The organism is Mycobacterium paraffinicum (genome assembly GCF_025822865.1).
Classification (GTDB): domain Bacteria; phylum Actinomycetota; class Actinomycetes; order Mycobacteriales; family Mycobacteriaceae; genus Mycobacterium; species Mycobacterium paraffinicum.
Window position 1 is genome coordinate 305,595 of the sequence record NZ_JACKUR010000027.1, and the last position, 16,987, is coordinate 322,581.

Genomic DNA, 16,987 nt, shown 5'->3' on the forward strand with positions numbered 1-16,987 from the left:
CACTTGGTGTACACCCACGCTCCCGCGGCGTCAATCACCAATTACGCGAATTGCCCGCTATTTACCCGCTTCGCAGTGGTATTGACAGGGGCGGGCGGAACGGGGTAGACACAAGGCCGCAAGACACATTGCATCGATGTGTCGGATCGCCTGTTCAGGGAGGCCGCCGTGCGGACCACGTTTCCCGCTTCTTTGTTGCACTCCCCTGACTTCTATGCGGGCGATCCGTACCCGGCGTACCGCGAGCTGCGCGCGACGGCGCCGGTGTGCTGGAACGACGTCACCAACTTCTGGGCGCTGTTGAAATACGAGGACATCCGCTTCGTGTCGACCAACCCGGCCACGTTCACCTCGACGCGGGGCATCACCATCCCCGACCCGCAGATGGGGGACGCGGTGCAGGAGGGCAATCTCATCTTCACCGACCCGCCGCGGCATCGGCAGTTGCGCAAGCTGATCAACTCGGGCTTCACCCGGCGGCGGGTGGCCGTTCTCGAGCCGAAGATCCGCGAGATCGTGCGGGGAATCCTCGATGGCATCGAACCGGATTCGGTGCACGAGTTCGCCGACGAAATCGCCGCCCCGCTGCCCACCCGGATGATCGCCGAGCTCATCGGCGCCCCCGCGGATGACTGGGAGCAGTTCCGGGCATGGTCGGACGCGGCCACCGGAACAGCCGACCCGGAGATCGAACTCGACCCGTTGGTCGCCATGGGACAGCTTTACGAGTACTTCCAGAAGTTGATCGCCGCCAGGCGGGTGGATGCGCGCGACGACCTGTTGTCGGTGCTGGCGGGCGCGGAGATCGACGGCGTCCGGCTGACCGATGAAGACCTGCTCAATTTCGCCTACCTGCTGTTGGTGGCCGGCAACGAAACGACCCGGAACCTGATTGCGCTGGGCACGCTGGCGCTGATTGCCCACCCCGACCAATGCCGCCTGCTGGTCGAGGATCCCGCGCTGATACCCGGTGCCGTCGAGGAAATGCTGCGCTGGACCAGCCCCGTGGTTCACATGGCGCGCACCGCCACGACCGACGTGGAGATCCGGGGGCAGCGGATCGCCGAGGGCGACGTGGTGGTGATGCTCTACGGGTCCGCCAACCGCGACGAGGACATCTTCGGTGCCGACTCCGAAGAGTTCAAGGTCACCCGGCACCCGAACCCGCACATCGCGTTCGGATGTGGTGAACATTCCTGCGTCGGTGCGCAATTGGCGCGGCTGGAGGCATGCGTGATGTTCGACGAGCTGCTGCGCCGCTTCCCCAGGCTGGAGCTGGTGGGTTCGGTGGACCGGATGCGGGCCACCATGGTGCCCGGGGTCAAGCGCATGCCGGTGCGGCTGGGGGCCTGATGGATCTGGAGTACTCGCCCGAGCAGGAGCAGCTGCGCGCCGAGATCCGCACCGCGCTGGAACAGGTGATGACGCCCGAACGTACCCTCGCGCTCAACGAACGCATGGAGGGCGGCCCCGAAGTGCGCGAGTGCGTGCGGGCGCTGGCCGCGGCCGACCTGCTGGGCGTCGGCTGGCCCAAAGAATATGGGGGACGCGGGTTCTCGGCGATTGAGCAGTTCATCTTCTCCGGAGAGGCACAGCGGGTCAGTGCCCCGATCCCGCTGGTGACACTCAACACAGTCGGGCCAACCCTGATGCAGTGCGGCACCGAGGAGCAAAAGCAGAAGTTCCTGCCCGCGATCCTGGACGGCAGTGTCGAGTTCGCGATCGGCTACTCCGAACCCGAGGCGGGAAGCGACCTGGCGTCCCTGCGCACCACCGCGGTCCGCGACGGCGACGAGTACGTCATCAACGGTCAGAAGATGTTCACCAGCGGCGCCGCATACGCCGACTACATCTGGCTGGCCGCCCGCACCGATCCGAATGCCAAGAAACACAAGGGCATTTCCATCTTGATCGTGCCCACTTCGTCGCCCGGGTTCTCCTGGCAGCCGCTGCACACCATGCCCGGCATCTCCACCTTCTACACGTTCTACGACAACGTGCGGGTCCCGGCCAGCGCGCTGGTGGGCGCTGAGAACCAGGGCTGGCAGCTGATCACCACCCAGCTGAACTTCGAGCGCGCCGCCCTGGGCAACCTCGGCGCGCTCGAGCCGCTTTTCGAGAAGACCCTGGAGTGGGCCACCACCACTGAGCTCGACGGCGGCCGCGTCATCGACCAGCCGTGGGTGCAGCTCGCCCTGGCGAGGGTCGAAGCCCAGGTCGCGGCGTATAAATTGGTCAACCTGCGGGTGAATGCGGCCATGACGAAGGGCGTCCTCAACATGGGGGAAGCCTCCGCCGCGAAGGTATTCGGCACCGAACTGACCCAGCAGGTCGCCCGCCAGCTGCTGGAAGTGCTCGACCACAACGGGGTACGCCGGGGCACCGATGCACCGCTACGCGGCGCGCTGGAAACCGCGTATCGATGGGCAGTCATCAATACGTTCGGTGGCGGCGCCAACGAGATTCAGCGTGACATCATCGCCATGGCCGGATTGGGCATGCCGCGAGCTCCCCGTGACCTTCGCGCCACCGCAACATAGGAGGACAGCCGTAAGTGACCGACTCAGAATCCGTCAGCGCCAAGGTGCGGGCCCTCGTCGGCCAGCCGACCGGCGGCACCGGAAAGCCCTCGGTGGCCCCGGATCCGGTCAACCCGCCGATGATCCGGCACTGGGCGTACGCGATGGCCGACATGAACCCCATCTACCTCGACCCGGAGTTCGCCGAGAAGTCGCGGTTCGGCGGCATCGTGTCCCCGCCGGTGATGCTGCAGACCTGGACGATGCCGTCGCCGATCCTGGAGGGCATCGGCGAGCGTGGTGGCGCACCCATCGAAATCAAAAGCAACCCAACGGCGTTTCTCGACGAGGCCGGCTACACCAGCACGGTGGCGACCAACTCGGAGTTCGAGATCGAGCGCTACCCGCGCCTCGGTGACGTCATCAGCGCGACGACGGTGTACGAATCGGTTTCCGAGGAAAAGAAGACGGCGCTGGGCACCGGCTTCTTCCTGACCTGGCTGACGACCTACACCGACCAGAACGGGGAAGTCTTGGGCAGACAGCGATTCCGGGTGCTGCGATTCAGGCCGGAGCGTTGATGGCGACCCGACTGGCGCCGGCCATCACCGGCGACACGGAGTTCTTCTGGAACGGATTGCGGGAGAACAAGCTCCTGATCCAGCGCTGCGGCGGCTGCGGGCAGCTGCGCCACCCGCCGCGCCCAATGTGCCCCCACTGCCGGTCCCTGGACTGGGACACCGTCGAGTCGTCGGGCCGCGGCACCGTCTACAGCTACGTGATGCCGCACGAGCCGAAGTTCCCGTTCTTCGAGTATCCCTACGTCGTCGTGTTGGTCGAACTCGAGGAGGGCGTGCGGCTGGTGTCCAATCTGACCGGCATCGACCCCGCCGACGTGACAACCGGAATGCCGGTCGAGGTGTACTACCAGAAGTTCGATAACGACCTGGTGCTGCATCAGTTCCGGCCGGCCACCTAGGCGAGGGCTCATGGACTTCACCTTCACCGAAGAGCAGGAAACCGTCTCCAAGCTCGCCCGCGACCTCTTCGAACGCCGGGCCACGCAGGAGCGCCTGACCGAGCTGGAAGCCGGCGACGTTCGCTTCGATCACGCGCTTTGGCAGGAGCTTGCGGCCGTCGACCTGTTGGGCACCGCGCTGCCGGAGTCGGTAGGCGGTAACGGCGGCGGCTTCGTCGAGCTCGGGGTGCTACTGGCCGAGGTGGGCTGGGCGGTCGCGCCGGTGCCTGCCTACGCGACGCTGGCGCTGGGGGCCGACCCCATCGCGCGGCACGGGAATCCCGAACAGCAGCAACGTTTCCTGCCGGGTGTTGTAGCCGGAAAGCACATGCTGACCGCGGGGTTGGCGGAGCCGGGCCGCTCCGATGCGACGGCGCCGGCCACCACCGCGCGCCGCGACGGCGGCAATTGGCGGCTCGACGGTGTCAAGGAGCTGGTTCCGGCCGCTCAATTCGCCGACACCGTGCTGATCCCGGCCTCGATGGACGACGGCGAGGCCGGCCTGTTCCTGTTGGCGACCGACGCCGACGGCGTCGAGATCCGGCCGGCGACGACCACGAATCGCGAACCGCACGCCGACATACACCTCGACGGCGCAACGGTATCGGAGGCCGACAGGCTCGTCGGGGTAGACCTGGTCGATTCGCTGCGCACCCGCGCGCTGGTCGCGCTGTGCGCGGTTCAGCTCGGTGTCGCGGAGCGGGCGCTGCGGATCGCGGCCGAATACACCACGGGCCGCGAGCAATTCGGCCGGCCCATCGGCAGCTTCCAGGCCGTGCAGCAACGCATGGCCGACGCGTTCATCGATGTCGAGGCGATCCGGTGGACCACGTGGCATGCGGCGTGGCTGATCGCACACGGGCGGCCCTTGAAAGAGGCCCGCCGCGCCGCCCGCATCGCGAAGTTCTGGGCCGCCGAGGCCGGCGCCCGCGTCGCCGCCACCGCCCAGCACGTCCACGGCGGCATCGGGATCGACACCACCTATCCCCTGCACCGCTACTTCTTGTGGGCCAAGCACAACGAGCTCACACTCGGCCCGGCCACGGTGCAGCTGGCCCAGCTTGGCGCAACGTACTCGGAAGGACTCCCATGACGACCACCGCGAGCCGCACCACCACCCTGCGCTGGGCCGACATCTCGGTCGGCGACGAGGTCACCCCGCTCGAAATCCCCATCACCACAACGATGATCGTCGCCGGCGCGATCGCCACCCGCGACTTCATGCCGGTGCACCACGACCGCGACTACGCCAACAAGCAGGGCTCGCCGAATCTGTTCATGAACATCCTCACCACCAACGGCTACTGCGTGCGGTTCCTCACCGACTGGGCCGGACCGGAGGCGATGGTGACGAAGCTGTCGATCCGCCTTGGCGTGCCATGCTTTCCGGACGATCCACTGCGCTTCACCGGCAGCGTCACCGGAAAAACCGAAGGCAGCGGAGGCGAGAATTTCGTCGAGGTGACCTTCAAGGGCTCCAACAGCCTGGGCGACCACGTCTCGGGTACCGCGATCCTCAGCCTGCTCGACGGGGCGTTCGAAAGGGACCACGCGTGAGCAGCTCACTGCCCGGCGCCGCGGCCATCGTCGGGATCGGCCAGACCGAGTTCTCGAAGGAATCCGGCCGCAGCGAACTGCAATTGGCGTGCGAGGCGGTGAGCGCCGCGCTCGACGATGCCGGCCTGGCGCCCAGTGACGTCGACGGCATGGTCACCTTCACCATGGATTCCAGCGACGAGATCGAGATCGCCCGCAATGTCGGCATCGGCGATCTGAGCTTCTTCTCCCGCGTGCACCACGGCGGCGGCGCCGCCGCCGGCACCGTCGTGCACGCCGCGATGGCCGTCGCCACCGGGGTCGCCGACGTGGTGGTGTGCTGGCGCGCGTTCAACGAACGGTCCGGCATGCGGTTCGGGGGCAGCGGACGCACCGACCTGGGGACCCCGCTGTTCATGGCGCACTACGCGCCGTTCGGATTGCTCACCCCCGCAGCGTGGGTGGCGATGCATGCACAGCGCTACATGTCGACCTACGGAGTGACCAACGAAGACTTCGGCCGGATCGCCGTCGTGGACCGCGCGCACGCCGCGACGAATCCCGATGCCTGGTTCTATCAGCGCCCGATCACCTTGGAAGACCACCAGAATTCGCGCTGGATCGTCGAACCGGTGCTGCGACTGCTGGATTGCTGCCAGGAGAGCGACGGCGGGGTGGCGCTGGTGGTCACCAGCGCGGAACGCGCCCGCGATCTGCGGCAGCCGCCGGCCATCATCACCGCGGCAGCGCAGGGCGCGGCCGCCAACGGCGAGATGATGACCAGCTACTACCGCGACGACATCACCGGCCTGCCCGAGATGGGCGTGGTGGCGCAGAGGCTGTGGCGCGACTCGGGACTCAAGCCGCAAGACATCCAAACCGCCTTCATCTACGACCATTTCACGCCGTTCGTGTTCACCCAGCTGGAGGAGCTCGGGTTCTGCGGCCGCGGTGAGGCGAAGGACTTCGCCACCGTCGAGCGGCTATCGCTGGGTGGAGATTTCCCGATCAACACCAACGGTGGGTTGCTCGGCGAGGCCTACATCCACGGCATGAACGGCATCACCGAGGGGGTGCGCCAGGTGCGCGGCACGTCGTACAACCAGGTCGACAACGTCGAACACGTGCTCGTGACGTCGGGCACCGGGGTGCCCACCAGCGGGTTGATCTTGGCGCCCGCCAACTGAGGGGAACCATCATGCCGAAGCTCGCACTGCTGACCGCCCACGGCGGGCCGATCGAGCTGGCCGAATTTCCGTTGTCCACACCGGCTCCCGGAACGGCGGCACTCAAGCTGCGGATGGCCGGCATCTGCGGATCCGACCTGCACATCTTCCGCGGTGAACTGCCGTTGCCGTGCCCGTTCGCCATGGGCCACGAAATGGTCGGCGAGATCGCCGAACTCGGGGAGGGCCTGGCCACCGACGCGACCGGCAAGCCGCTCGCCGTCGGCGATCGTGTGGTGACACCGTACTTTTGGTTCTGCGGTCAATGCCACGCCTGCGCGCGGGGCCGCTCCTATGCGTGCCAGAACCTGATGGCCGGCGAGTACCGGACGCACGATCAGGAGCCGCACTTCGTCGCCGCCTACGGCGAGTACTACTACACCAGCCGGCGTCAACCCCTCTACAAGGTGCCAGAGGACCTGCCCGACGCGGCGGTCGCGCCGCTGAACTGCGCGCTCGCCCAGGTGCTGTTTGCGCTGCGCGACGTGCGGCTGGGCGACACGGTCGTCATCCAGGGCGCGGGCGGGCTGGGCATCAACGCCGCGGCCGTGGCTCGCACCGCGGGGGCGGCGGAGGTCATCGTCATCGACAAGATCGCCGAACGGCTCGATGTCGCGGCCGATTTCGGCGCCACCCATTGCATCAATGCGAGTGGGATCTCGACCGCGGAGGTCACCGAGCAGGTGCACAGGCGCACCGACGGCATCGGCGCCGACTGGGTGCTCGAGGTCGTCGGCGTGCCGGGCGTCATTCCCGACGGGATCGGGTTCCTCAACAACGGTGGCACGCTGCTCGAGGTCGGCAACGTCGGCGTGGGGCGGACCTTCGAATTCGACCCGAGCGCGCTGGTCTACGGCAACAAGTCCGTGCGCGGGGTCATGTTCTACGATCCCGTCACGCTGGCGACCGGCTTGACCTTCCTGCAGCACACCAGTTTTCCGTTCGACCGCCTGATGCCCGAACCGTTCCACCTGGCCGACGTCAACGCCGCCTTCGCATCGGCCGATGCCGGGCTGGTGCCCAGGGGTGCGTTGGTGCCATGACGACTCAAGCGGCCCCGGCCACCGATACCCGCGAGCTCATCGTCGAGTCCGCGTTCAGCTGTTTCGGCGAACAAGGTTTGGATAAGGCGACGATCGTCGACATCGCCAAGCAAGCCGGGGTGTCCCGCAGCACCATCTACGAGTACTTCAGCGACAAGGCCGCCATCATCGAGGCGTGCGCCGAACACGCTTCCGAGCGGTTCTATCGCGAGATGTCCAAAGCCATGGACCGGGGCGGCTCGCTGGAGGAAAAGCTGAGCCAGGCCGCCGTTTTCGTGACCCAGGCGCGGCGGTCCATCGCGTCGGAGAAGTACTTCGACGAGGATGCCGTCAGCCTGCTGCTGACCAAGGATGCCGCCGTGCTGCTGCGCGAGTGCGTCGACTTCTTCGCGCCCTACCTGTCCGCCGCCCGCCTGACGGGCGAGGTGCGCAAGGACCTGGACGTCGAGGCCGCCGCGGAATGGTTCGCGCGCATCCTGTTCTCGCTCTTCAGCACGCCGTCCTCGATCCGGGACATGGACGATCCGGAAGTGGCGGCCGAGTTCGTGCGCGCGCACGTAGTGCGCGGCTTCGCGGGCGACCGCCCGCGGCCCCGCCGCGGATAGTGGCTCACTTCGAGTGTGCATCGTGGGCGTCGCGTGTGCGGCCAGGGCTAGATTTCGGCGAATTTCCCACCCTCAGCACACACTCAAGTACCTGAGCGCACACTCAGCCCCGCTGTTGCGGCCAAACGGTTTCGGTAGCGTGAACCGGCCGCCCGTGGCCGGGCAACAAGTGCGCAACCGGCAGCCCTTCCAGGCGCTTTCGGGTGTCGGCGGCGCTGGCCGCGTCGACGATTTCCGGTGTGTGCCAGACCTTCCCGCGGGCAGTCAGCACAGCGTCGCCCGACAAGAGCGTCCGGGTGGTCGCATTCCACAGCGCGATGCTGTCATCGGTGTGTCCGCCCGCCTTGATCACGGTCCAATTCGGCGCGCCGGGCAGTGACTGACCGTCGGCGAGCCCACCGTGCGGAGGCGGCCCCGTCCAGCGCATCCCGGCCGGCGTGCCGTAGCCCGCCACCCGGACACCGCCGAGGAGGCCGGCCAGGCCCACCCCGTCGAAGGGCTGGTCGATGAGGGTGGGCCAGATACGTGCGGCGCGGGCCGGGGTCGGCGTGCGCGGTTTCGCTCCGCCCAGATAGGTAAGTGTGCGCGTGGGCAACCAGATTGGTGCGGGATAGCGGGCCGTCAGTCCCGCCGCGCCGGCGACGTGATCGCTGTGCCCATGAGTCGCCACCACGGCATGCACGGTGCCGCCGACACGACCCAGAACGGCCGCCAGATCGCCGGCGACCCCCGGCAGTCCGGCGTCGACGACGACCGCGCCGTTGCCGTCGTGCAAGACGTAACAGTTGAAGACCCAGCGCGAGACCCGGGTGATACCGAGATCGGGCATCTCCTCGATGACCAGGCTCATGGCCGAAAGGCTACGCCGCTCAGTGACCGCGCTGCGCCAGCGCCCGCAAGAAGAAGGTTAGATTGGCCGGCCGCTCGGCCAACCGGCGCATGAAGTAGCCGTACCACTGGGTGCCGAAGGGCACGTAGACGCGGACGTGGTTGCCGGATGCGGCCAGCCGCCGCTGCTCGGCCTCGCGGATGCCGTACAGCATCTGGTGCTCGAAATCGGTTGCTCCCCGGCCGACTTCGCGTGCCAGCGCGGGCACCGCATCGATGATCGCCGGGTCATGGGAGGCCACCATGGGGTAGCCCGAGCCGGCCATCAAGACCCGCAGGCAGCGCAGGTACGCATCGGTCACCGCAGTGGGATCGCGGTAGGCTACCGCGGCCGGTTCGTCGTAGGCGCCCTTGCACAGCCGGATCCGCGCCCCGGAAGCCGCGAACTCCTCGCAGTCGTCGAGCGTGCGCCGCAGGTAGGCCTGCAAAGCCACGCCCAGCCAAGGGAATTCGCACCGTAGGTCGCGCACGATTGCCAGCGTCGAGTCGGTCGTCGTGTGGTCTTCGGCGTCCACCGTCACCCAGACGCCGGCCCGCTGCGCCGCTTGGCAGATCGCGAAGGCGTTTTCCCGGGCGATCTTCTCACCATCGCGATCCAGCGACTGTCCCAGGGCCGACAGCTTCAGCGACACCTCGAGCGGGCGGACGGCGGCGTCGTCGCCGAAGCGGGCCAGGTGGTCGATCAGGTCCAGATAGACCCGCACCGCCGCACCGGCGTCGTCGGCGGCGGTGACGTCTTCGCCCAGATAGTCGACGCTGACATAGGAACCCGACGAGCGAAGGGCCGCAACGCTGTCCAGCGCGCTGTCGATCGTCTCGCCGGGCACGAAACGGTGCACCACACGGCGGGCGACCGGCAGCCCTTCAGCGGCCCGGCGCAGCCCCGGTCGCCTGCTGGCGGCCATGATCGCGGGCCGAATAGTGCTGGCGAACACGCCGCCCATCAGTCGGCCGCCATGTGCGGGTAGGTGTGGTGGGTTGCCGGGACGAACGTCTCCTTGATGGTCCTGGCCGACGTCCAGCGCAACAAGTTCAGCACCGACCCGGCCTTGTCGTTGGTGCCCGAGCCGCGCGATCCCCCGAAGGGCTGGCGTCCGACCACCGCGCCGGTCGGCTTGTCGTTGACGTAGAAGTTCCCCGCGGCGAACCGCAGGCGTTCCTGGGCGGCCAGCACGGCGTCGCGGTCGTCGGCGATGACCGCGCCGGTCAGCGCGTACCGCGACCCGGTGTCGATCACATCCAAGATCCGCTCGTAGTCGTCGTCGGGATACACGTGCACCGACAGCAGCGGGCCGAAATACTCGGTGGCGAACGCTTCGTCGGTCGGATCATCGGAGAGCAACACCGTGGGGCGGACGAAATAGCCGACGCTGTCGTCGTATTCGCCGCCGACCGCGATGGTGACGTGGGCCGCGCTCTTCGCGCGCTCGATGGCGTTGACGTTCTTAGCGAACGCCCGCTCATCGATCAGCGCGCCGCCGTAGTTGGTCAGGTCGGTGACGTCGCCATAGCGCAGCGCGGCGGTCTCGCCCAAGAAATCGTCACCCATCCGCTGCCACACCGAATGCGGGATAAAGGCCCGCGACGCCGCCGAACATTTCTGACCCTGGTAATCGAACGCGCCGCGAATAAGCGCGGCGCGCAGCACATCCGGCCGTGCCGAGGGGTGTGCCACCACGAAATCTTTGCCACCGGTCTCGCCGACCAGCCGCGGATAGCAGTGGTAGTGGCCGATATTGGTGCCGACTTGGTACCACAGCCGCTGGAATGTCGCCGTCGAACCGGTGAAGTGAATGCCGGCCAGCCGCCGGTCGGCCAGCGCCACGTCGGAGACCGCGAGACCGTCGCCGGTGACGAGGTTGATCACGCCGGGCGGCAACCCCGCAGCCTCGAGCAGCCCCATGGTCAGATAGGCCGACAGCGTCTGGGTGATCGACGGCTTCCACACCACGGTGTTGCCCATCAGCGCGGGCGCGGTCGGCAGGTTGCCGGCGATCGAGGTGAAGTTGAACGGCGTGATCGCGTAGACGAATCCGTCCAACGGGCGGTAGTCGCTGCGATTCCACTCGCCCGGGCCGCTGATCGGCTGCTGCGCCAGGATCTGACGCGCGAACGCCACGTTGAACCGCCAGAAGTCGATCTGCTCGCAGGGCGAGTCGATCTCGGCCTGGTAGACGGATTTGGATTGGCCCAGCATCGTCGCGGCGGCGATCTTCTCCCGCCACGGCCCGGCCAGCAGGTCGGCGGCGCGCAGGAAGACGGCCGCGCGCTCGTCGAACGGCATCGCCGCCCAGGCCGCCTTCGCGGCCACTGCGGCGTCGATCGCCGCCGCCGCGTCGGCGTGGACGGCGTTCGTCAGGGTGCCCAGTTTGGCGGCATGCCGGTGCGGCTGGACGACGTCGATGCGTTCACCGCCGCCCATCCGGTGCGTACCGCCGATGACGTGCGGGAGGTCGATGGGGTGATCGGCGAGCGCGGCCAATTCGGCGCGCAGCCGGCCGCGTTCCGGGGAGTGCGGCGCGTAGTCACGGACCGGCTCGTTGGCCGGCAGCGGCACCTGGGTTATCGCATCCATGCTGCCAGGATCCTCGCGGTGGCCCGCACCGGAGTTAGCTGATCGGACAGGATGGTGGTCAGTTGGTAGTATGATCGGACAATGGCCGGTGTGGGGCTGGGTCAGCTGTTGCTCGCGCTGGACGCGACCCTGGTCCGCCTGGTGGAAGCGCCGCGGGGCCTGGACCTTCCGGTGGGCTCGGCGGCGTTGATCGACAGTGACGACGTGCGGCTTGGGCTGGCGGCGGCCGCGAGCTCGGCCGACGTGTTCTTCCTGCTGGGCGTGGCCGACGACGAGGCGCTGCGATGGATGGACAAGCAGGCCCGCGAGCGCGTTCCGGTGGCGATCTTCGCCAAGGAGCCGTCCGCCGCGTTGGTGAGCGCGGCGGTCGGCAGGGGCTCGGCGGTGGTCGCCGTCGAGCCGCGCGCCCGCTGGGAGCGGCTCTACCAGTTGATCAACCACGTGCTGGAGCACCACGGGGACCGCGCCGACGCGACGGAGGACTCGGGCACCGACCTTTTCGGTTTGGCGCAGTCGCTGGCCGACCGCATCCACGGCATGGTCAGCATCGAAAACGCCCAATCGCATGTGCTGGCCTATTCGGCCTCCAACGACGAAGCCGACGAGCTGCGCCGCCTTTCCATCCTCGGCCGGGCGGGGCCGCCCGAGCACCTCGAATGGATCGGCCAATGGGGCATTTTCGACGCGCTGCGCGCGAGCGACGCAGTGGTGCGCGTCGCCGAGCGTCCCGAATTGGGCCTGCGTCCGCGGCTGGCGGTCGGGATCTACCAAGAGGTCGACGCGCGGCGACCGCCGGCGTTCGCCGGCACCATCTGGGTGCAGCAGGGCGCACGACCGCTGGCGGCCGACGCCGAGGAGATATTGCGGGGCGCGGCGGTACTGGCCGGGCGCATCATGGCGCGACTTGCGGCCCGCCCCTCCACGCACGCGCGGCGGGTGCAACAGCTGCTGGGCCTGATCGACGGGGAGCCCGACGTGGCCGCCGTCGCCCGCGAACTCGGCCTGGCCGCCGACGGGCACGCGGCGCTGATCGGCTGGGACGCCTCGGACACAGCGGGCGCCGCCCGCCCGGCGCGACTGGCCGACGTAATGGCGCTGAGCGCCAGCGCTTTTCGAAGAGATGCCCAGCTCGCCGCCCGTGGATCGCGAATCTATGTGCTGTTGCCCCAGACGCAAACCCGCTCGGTCACCTCGTGGGTCCGCGGCACGATCGCGGCGATGCGCAACGAACTCGGGGTGCAACTGCGGGCCGCCATCGCCGCCCCCGTCGCCGGCCTCGCCGGCATCGCCGCCGCCCGCGCCGAGGTGGACCGTGTGCTGGACAGCGCTGCGCGCCATCCCATTTCGATTCCGCAGGTGACGTCGCTGGCCGAGGCGCGCACCACCGTCCTGCTCGATGAGATCCTCGCGTTGGTTGGCCGCGAGCAGCGATCGGTCGATCCGCGGATAGTCGACCTGCGCTCCCGGGAGCCGGTGCTGGCCGAAACCCTGCGGGTGTATCTGGACAGCTTCGGCGACGTCGCCGACGCCGCGCGGTCGCTGCACGTTCACCCCAACACGGTTCGCTACCGCATCCGGCGTATCGAGAAGTTGATGTCGACGTCGCTTGCCGATCCCGAGGTGCGGCTGCTGTTTTCGCTGAGCCTGCGGGTCTTGGACAGCCGGTGACACCGTCGGCGGTGAGAGCTTAGGGTGACTTGCTGGCTTTTGGACACGACGGATGTAACAATGCCAGCCGTAAGGTGATGACGATGCAGGAAGCCGGTGCGAATCCGGCGCGGTCCCGCCACTGTCATCGGGGAGCGACCCTCAACGGCCACGGCTGACAAGCTGGAAGGCGAGGCGAGCAGCGATCCGAGAGCCAGGACACTCGCGTCATTGCGTCCTGCGACCCGGGGCGGAGCACCCCGAGAGAGCTGTCAGCGTCCATGTCACGTCCTGCATGGGTGGCCGTTGTCGTTGCCACCAATCCTGCGCCCATCCGCCGCGTCTCGCCTGAGTATCCAAGTCCCACAAGCTTTTCCATCGATACCGAGGCGGACGGTCGATGACCGCGCCGATCTGGATGGCCTCGCCGCCGGAGGTGCATTCTGCGTTGCTCAGCAGCGGGCCGGGCCCCGGACCGCTGCTGGCCGCCGCGGCGACGTGGGGTTCGCTGAGCGCCGAATACGCGGAGGCCGCCGACGAGCTGGCCGCGCTGCTGGGCGCGGTTGAATCCGGAACCTGGTACGGCCCGACCGCGCAGGCCTACGTGGCCGCGCACGCGCCCTATCTGGCATGGCTGGCGCGGGCGGGCGCCGACAGCGCCGCCGTGGCCGCACGGCAGGAAACCGCCGCCATCGCCTACTCCGCGGCGCTGGCGGCCATGCCGACCCTGCCCGAGCTGGCCGCCAACCACGCCACCCACGCCGCCTTGGTGGCGACGAATTTCCTTGGCCTGAACACCATTCCGATCGCGCTCAACGAGGCCGACTATGCGCGGATGTGGGTGCAGGCCGCGAGCGTGATGAGCACCTACCAGGGCGTCGCAACCGCCGCGGTGTCCGCCGTGCCGCAGACCGAGCCCGCGCCGCAGGTCATGAAGGCCGAGGCGCTGGCCGCCGCGGCCACCGCGTCGGCGTCGCCCCCCGACCGGCAGGACTCGGTACTGGAGTGGCTACGGCAGATCGGCTTCATCGACTTCTACGACAGGTACATCCAGCCGTTGATAGACCAGCTGATGAACAACCCGTTCTTCCAGGCGCTGTTCTCTGGATTCGACCCGTGGCTGCCCGTTCTCGGCAATCCGCTGAGCTTTCTCAACCCGTTCAATATCGCGTTCGCCCTTGGCTATCCGATGGATTTCGGTTCGTACTTCGCCTATCTGGCGCAAACCTTCTCCTTCATCGCGGCCGACCTTGCGGCGGCGTTCGCCTCGGGCAATCCCGCTACCATCGCGTGGACCCTGTTGTTCACCGCCGTCGAAGCCATCGGCACGATCATCACCGATACCATCGCGCTGTTGAAGACGTTGCTCGAGCAGATGATCGTGCTGATTCCGGTCATTCTCCCGCTGCTGACGGTCTCGGTGATTCCACTGGTGGTGCCCACCCTGGCGGGGGGCCTCGCGGGCTTGACGGGTTTGGCCGGGCTGCATGCCATCCCGGTGGTGCCGATCGTGCCGGCACCTTCCTTCGTCCCGGTCGCGCTGGAGCCTGCCCCGCCCCCCACGCCGGCCCCGGCCCCGGCGCCCGCACCAACTCCCGCAACCGCACCCGCCGCGGCGCCCGCGCCGCCCTCGCCCGGCGGCCCGCCACCCACACCCTCGGGACCACCGGTGGCGACGATGCAGGGACTCGCCTACCTGGTCGGTGGCCTGCCGGCTGACCTTCGCCGGGCGGCGAGCGCCAGTGCGCGCGCGACGAGGGCGCCGGAGCCCGGCCATGCCGAAACTCTCGCAGTGGTGCAGCCGGAGGAGCAGGTTTCGCATGGGCGACGCCAGCGCGCCAAGGCCAACCAATTCGGCCGCCGCTACGAGTACCTGGACGCCGAACCGGGGCCGTCGGCGACAGCCTCGGCCAAGGGCGCGGATGCCCTGGGATTCACCGGAACCGCACCGGTACGGTCCGCCACCACACCGGCGGGATTGACCGCCCTCACCGACGACGCGTTCGGCGGGAGTACGCGCGCGCCGATGCTGCCAAGCACCTGGGACGCCCGACTCTGATCGGACTGCGCTGCAGCACCTTTCGTGCGGTCGCGCAGGATCGCCCCGACATCGGCGGCCGGCCCGAACCGAAAACGAACAACCACGCTGCGGGACCGCGGCGAGGCGGTAACCTAACGTCCATGTCGAGCGCGTCCGTGGTGTCCCTGCTGCGTGAACGCGCGGGCCTGCAGCCCGACGACGTCGCCTTCCGGTATACCGACTACGAGCAGGATTGGGCCGGCGTCACCGAGACGGTGACGTGGGCACAGCTCTACCAGCGCACCCTGAACGTCGCGCACGAGCTCAAGCGGCACGGCGCCGTCGGGGACCGGGCCGTCATCCTCGCTCCCCAGGGCCTGGCCTACATCGCGGCGTTCCTGGGGGCGATGCAGGCCGGGCTGATCGCGGTGCCGCTGTCGGTGCCGGCGGCCGGCTCGCACGACGAACGGGTGAGCGCCGTCCTGGCCGACACCGCGCCCACCGTCGTCCTCACCACGTCCGCGGCCGCCGAAGCCGTCACCGGGTACCTTCACCAGCCGGGATCGGTCCCGGCCGTCGTCGAGGTCGACGCCCTGGATCTGGACGACGCCAGCGCGCCGAGCGTCCGGATCAGCGGCGCTCCCGAAACGGCGTACCTGCAGTACACGTCGGGCTCGACCCGGCTTCCCGCCGGGGTGATGATCTCGCATCGGAATCTTCAGGTGAACTTCCGCCAGCTGATGCTCGACTTGTTCCCGGACTCGAATGGCATGGCGCCACCCGAAACCACCATCGTGTCGTGGTTGCCCTTCTATCACGACATGGGCTTGATGCAAGGTGTCGTCATACCGATCCTGAGCGGTTACCCCTGCGAGTTCACCAGTCCAATCGCTTTCCTGCAGCGTCCGGCGAGGTGGATCCAAGCGCTGGCCAAACCCAGCCCCCGCTTCTCGGCGGGACCGAACTTCGCCTTGGAGCTGGCCCTCCGGAAGACGACCGACGCCGACATGGCCGGACTTGACCTTGGCAACGTGCTGGGCATCGTCAGCGGTGCCGAGCGCATCCACCCCGCCACCCTGGACCGGTTCTGCAATCGATTCGCCCCGTACAACTTTCGCGATCACATGATGCGCCCGTCCTACGGCTTGGCGGAGGCGACCGTCTATGTCGCCACCCGCAGCGCGCGAGGCGCACCAGCAGTCGTTCACTTCGAACCCGAGAAGCTGTCGGAGGGCACCGCGGAACGGTGTCCGGCGGGAACCGGCGCACCGCTGCTCAGCTACGGCATGCCGAAGTCGCCGACGGTGCGGATCGTGGACCCCGACACGAGCATCGAATGTCCCGCCGGAACGGTCGGGGAAATCTGGGTGCACGGCGATAACGTCGCCGAGGGCTACTGGCGCAAGCCGGACGAAACGCAGGACACCTTCGCTGGAAAGCTGGCCGACCCGTCGCCGGGCACACCCGAGGGGCCGTGGCTGCGCACCGGCGATCTCGGCTTCGTCTCCGAAGGCGAGATGTTCATCGTGGGCCGAATCAAGGACTTGCTGATCGTCTACGGGCGCAACCACTATCCCGAAGACATCGAGTCGACGGTGCAGGGGATCACCGGGGGTAGGGTCGCGGCGATCTCCGTCCCGGTGGACGAGACCGAAAAGCTGGTGACCATCATCGAATTGAAGCAGCGCGACGATTCCGACGAGGAGGCGCTACACCGGCTTGCCGTCGTCAAAAACGATGTCACCGCGGCGATTTCGAGCGCGCACGGCCTCAATGTCGCCGACCTCGTCTTGGTGTCACCGGGGTCGATTCCCACCACGACGAGCGGCAAGATCCGGCGGGCCGCCTGCGTAGAGCAATACCGCCGGCAGCAGTTCACCCGGCTGGACGCCTGAACGGCGTTGGTTCCG

The 16,987-nt window shown here is 68.1% G+C and carries 15 protein-coding genes and 1 riboswitch; of the genes, 12 read left to right on the top strand and 3 right to left on the bottom strand.

All coding sequences use genetic code 11. The features are described from left to right. Positions 1-168: 168 nt before the first annotated feature. Genes H7J89_RS19105 through H7J89_RS19145 form a run of 9 tightly spaced genes read left to right on the top strand, consistent with a single transcriptional unit; the run spans position 169 to position 7,947 of the window. Positions 169-1,353, top strand: a complete 1,185-nt coding sequence (locus tag H7J89_RS19105; protein WP_372513802.1) for a cytochrome P450 — start codon at positions 169-171, stop codon at positions 1,351-1,353. Beyond that, a complete protein-coding gene (locus tag H7J89_RS19110) occupies positions 1,353-2,540 on the top strand; it encodes an acyl-CoA dehydrogenase family protein (RefSeq protein ID WP_264045538.1) in 1,188 nt (395 codons plus the stop codon). The genes H7J89_RS19105 and H7J89_RS19110 overlap by 1 nt, the downstream gene beginning before the upstream one ends. A gap of 14 nt (positions 2,541-2,554) precedes the next feature. Continuing rightward, positions 2,555-3,100 carry an FAS1-like dehydratase domain-containing protein gene (locus H7J89_RS19115; RefSeq protein WP_264045540.1) on the top strand — a complete coding sequence of 182 codons (546 nt, stop codon included), beginning with the start codon at positions 2,555-2,557 and terminating at the stop codon, positions 3,098-3,100. Then, positions 3,100-3,498, top strand: coding sequence for a Zn-ribbon domain-containing OB-fold protein (locus tag H7J89_RS19120; RefSeq protein WP_264045543.1), 399 nt, complete (start codon positions 3,100-3,102; stop codon positions 3,496-3,498). The genes H7J89_RS19115 and H7J89_RS19120 overlap by 1 nt, the downstream gene beginning before the upstream one ends. A 10-nt stretch (positions 3,499-3,508) precedes the next feature. Beyond that, on the top strand, positions 3,509-4,630 hold the full coding sequence (locus H7J89_RS19125; protein WP_264045545.1) for an acyl-CoA dehydrogenase family protein: 1,122 nt from the start codon (positions 3,509-3,511) through the stop codon (positions 4,628-4,630). Continuing rightward, positions 4,627-5,094 (top strand): MaoC family dehydratase, encoded by a 468-nt coding sequence (locus tag H7J89_RS19130; RefSeq protein ID WP_264045547.1) that lies wholly within the window; start codon positions 4,627-4,629, stop codon positions 5,092-5,094. Before H7J89_RS19125 ends, H7J89_RS19130 begins: the two co-directional genes overlap by 4 nt. Beyond that, a complete protein-coding gene (locus H7J89_RS19135; protein ID WP_264045549.1) occupies positions 5,091-6,260 on the top strand; it encodes a lipid-transfer protein in 1,170 nt (389 codons plus the stop codon). The genes H7J89_RS19130 and H7J89_RS19135 overlap by 4 nt, the downstream gene beginning before the upstream one ends. 11 nt (positions 6,261-6,271) lie before the next feature. After that, positions 6,272-7,342 (top strand): zinc-binding dehydrogenase, encoded by a 1,071-nt coding sequence (locus tag H7J89_RS19140; RefSeq protein WP_264045551.1) that lies wholly within the window; start codon positions 6,272-6,274, stop codon positions 7,340-7,342. After that, positions 7,339-7,947, top strand: a complete 609-nt coding sequence (locus H7J89_RS19145; protein WP_264045553.1) for a TetR/AcrR family transcriptional regulator — start codon at positions 7,339-7,341, stop codon at positions 7,945-7,947. The genes H7J89_RS19140 and H7J89_RS19145 overlap by 4 nt, the downstream gene beginning before the upstream one ends. 103 nt (positions 7,948-8,050) lie before the next feature. Here H7J89_RS19145 and H7J89_RS19150 read toward each other — a convergent pair whose 3' ends face one another. The 3 genes from H7J89_RS19150 to pruA are packed head-to-tail and all read right to left on the bottom strand — an operon-like array spanning position 8,051 to position 11,410. Then, positions 8,051-8,797, bottom strand: a complete 747-nt coding sequence (locus H7J89_RS19150) for an MBL fold metallo-hydrolase (protein WP_264045555.1) — start codon at positions 8,795-8,797, stop codon at positions 8,051-8,053. 19 nt (positions 8,798-8,816) lie between these two features. Further along, a complete protein-coding gene (locus tag H7J89_RS19155; RefSeq protein ID WP_264045557.1) occupies positions 8,817-9,779 on the bottom strand; it encodes a proline dehydrogenase family protein in 963 nt (320 codons plus the stop codon). Further along, complete coding sequence (pruA, locus tag H7J89_RS19160) at positions 9,779-11,410, bottom strand: L-glutamate gamma-semialdehyde dehydrogenase (RefSeq protein ID WP_264045558.1); 1,632 nt, start codon at positions 11,408-11,410, stop codon at positions 9,779-9,781. Before pruA ends, H7J89_RS19155 begins: the two co-directional genes overlap by 1 nt. An 81-nt stretch (positions 11,411-11,491) precedes the next feature. On the opposite strand from pruA, the gene H7J89_RS19165 reads away from it, so the two are divergent. The 3 genes from H7J89_RS19165 (at position 11,492) to fadD21 (ending at position 16,972) form a co-directional block, all read left to right on the top strand. After that, positions 11,492-13,078, top strand: a complete 1,587-nt coding sequence (locus H7J89_RS19165) for a PucR family transcriptional regulator (RefSeq protein ID WP_264045560.1) — start codon at positions 11,492-11,494, stop codon at positions 13,076-13,078. A gap of 43 nt (positions 13,079-13,121) precedes the next feature. Then, positions 13,122-13,302, top strand: a riboswitch (cobalamin riboswitch). A gap of 155 nt (positions 13,303-13,457) precedes the next feature. After that, entirely contained in the window at positions 13,458-15,116 is a 1,659-nt protein-coding gene (locus H7J89_RS19170; RefSeq protein ID WP_264045562.1) for a PPE family protein, read from the top strand. 122 nt (positions 15,117-15,238) lie between these two features. Continuing rightward, entirely contained in the window at positions 15,239-16,972 is a 1,734-nt protein-coding gene (gene fadD21 / locus H7J89_RS19175; RefSeq protein ID WP_264045565.1) for a fatty-acid--AMP ligase FAAL21/FadD21, read from the top strand. Positions 16,973-16,987: the final 15 nt, after the last annotated feature.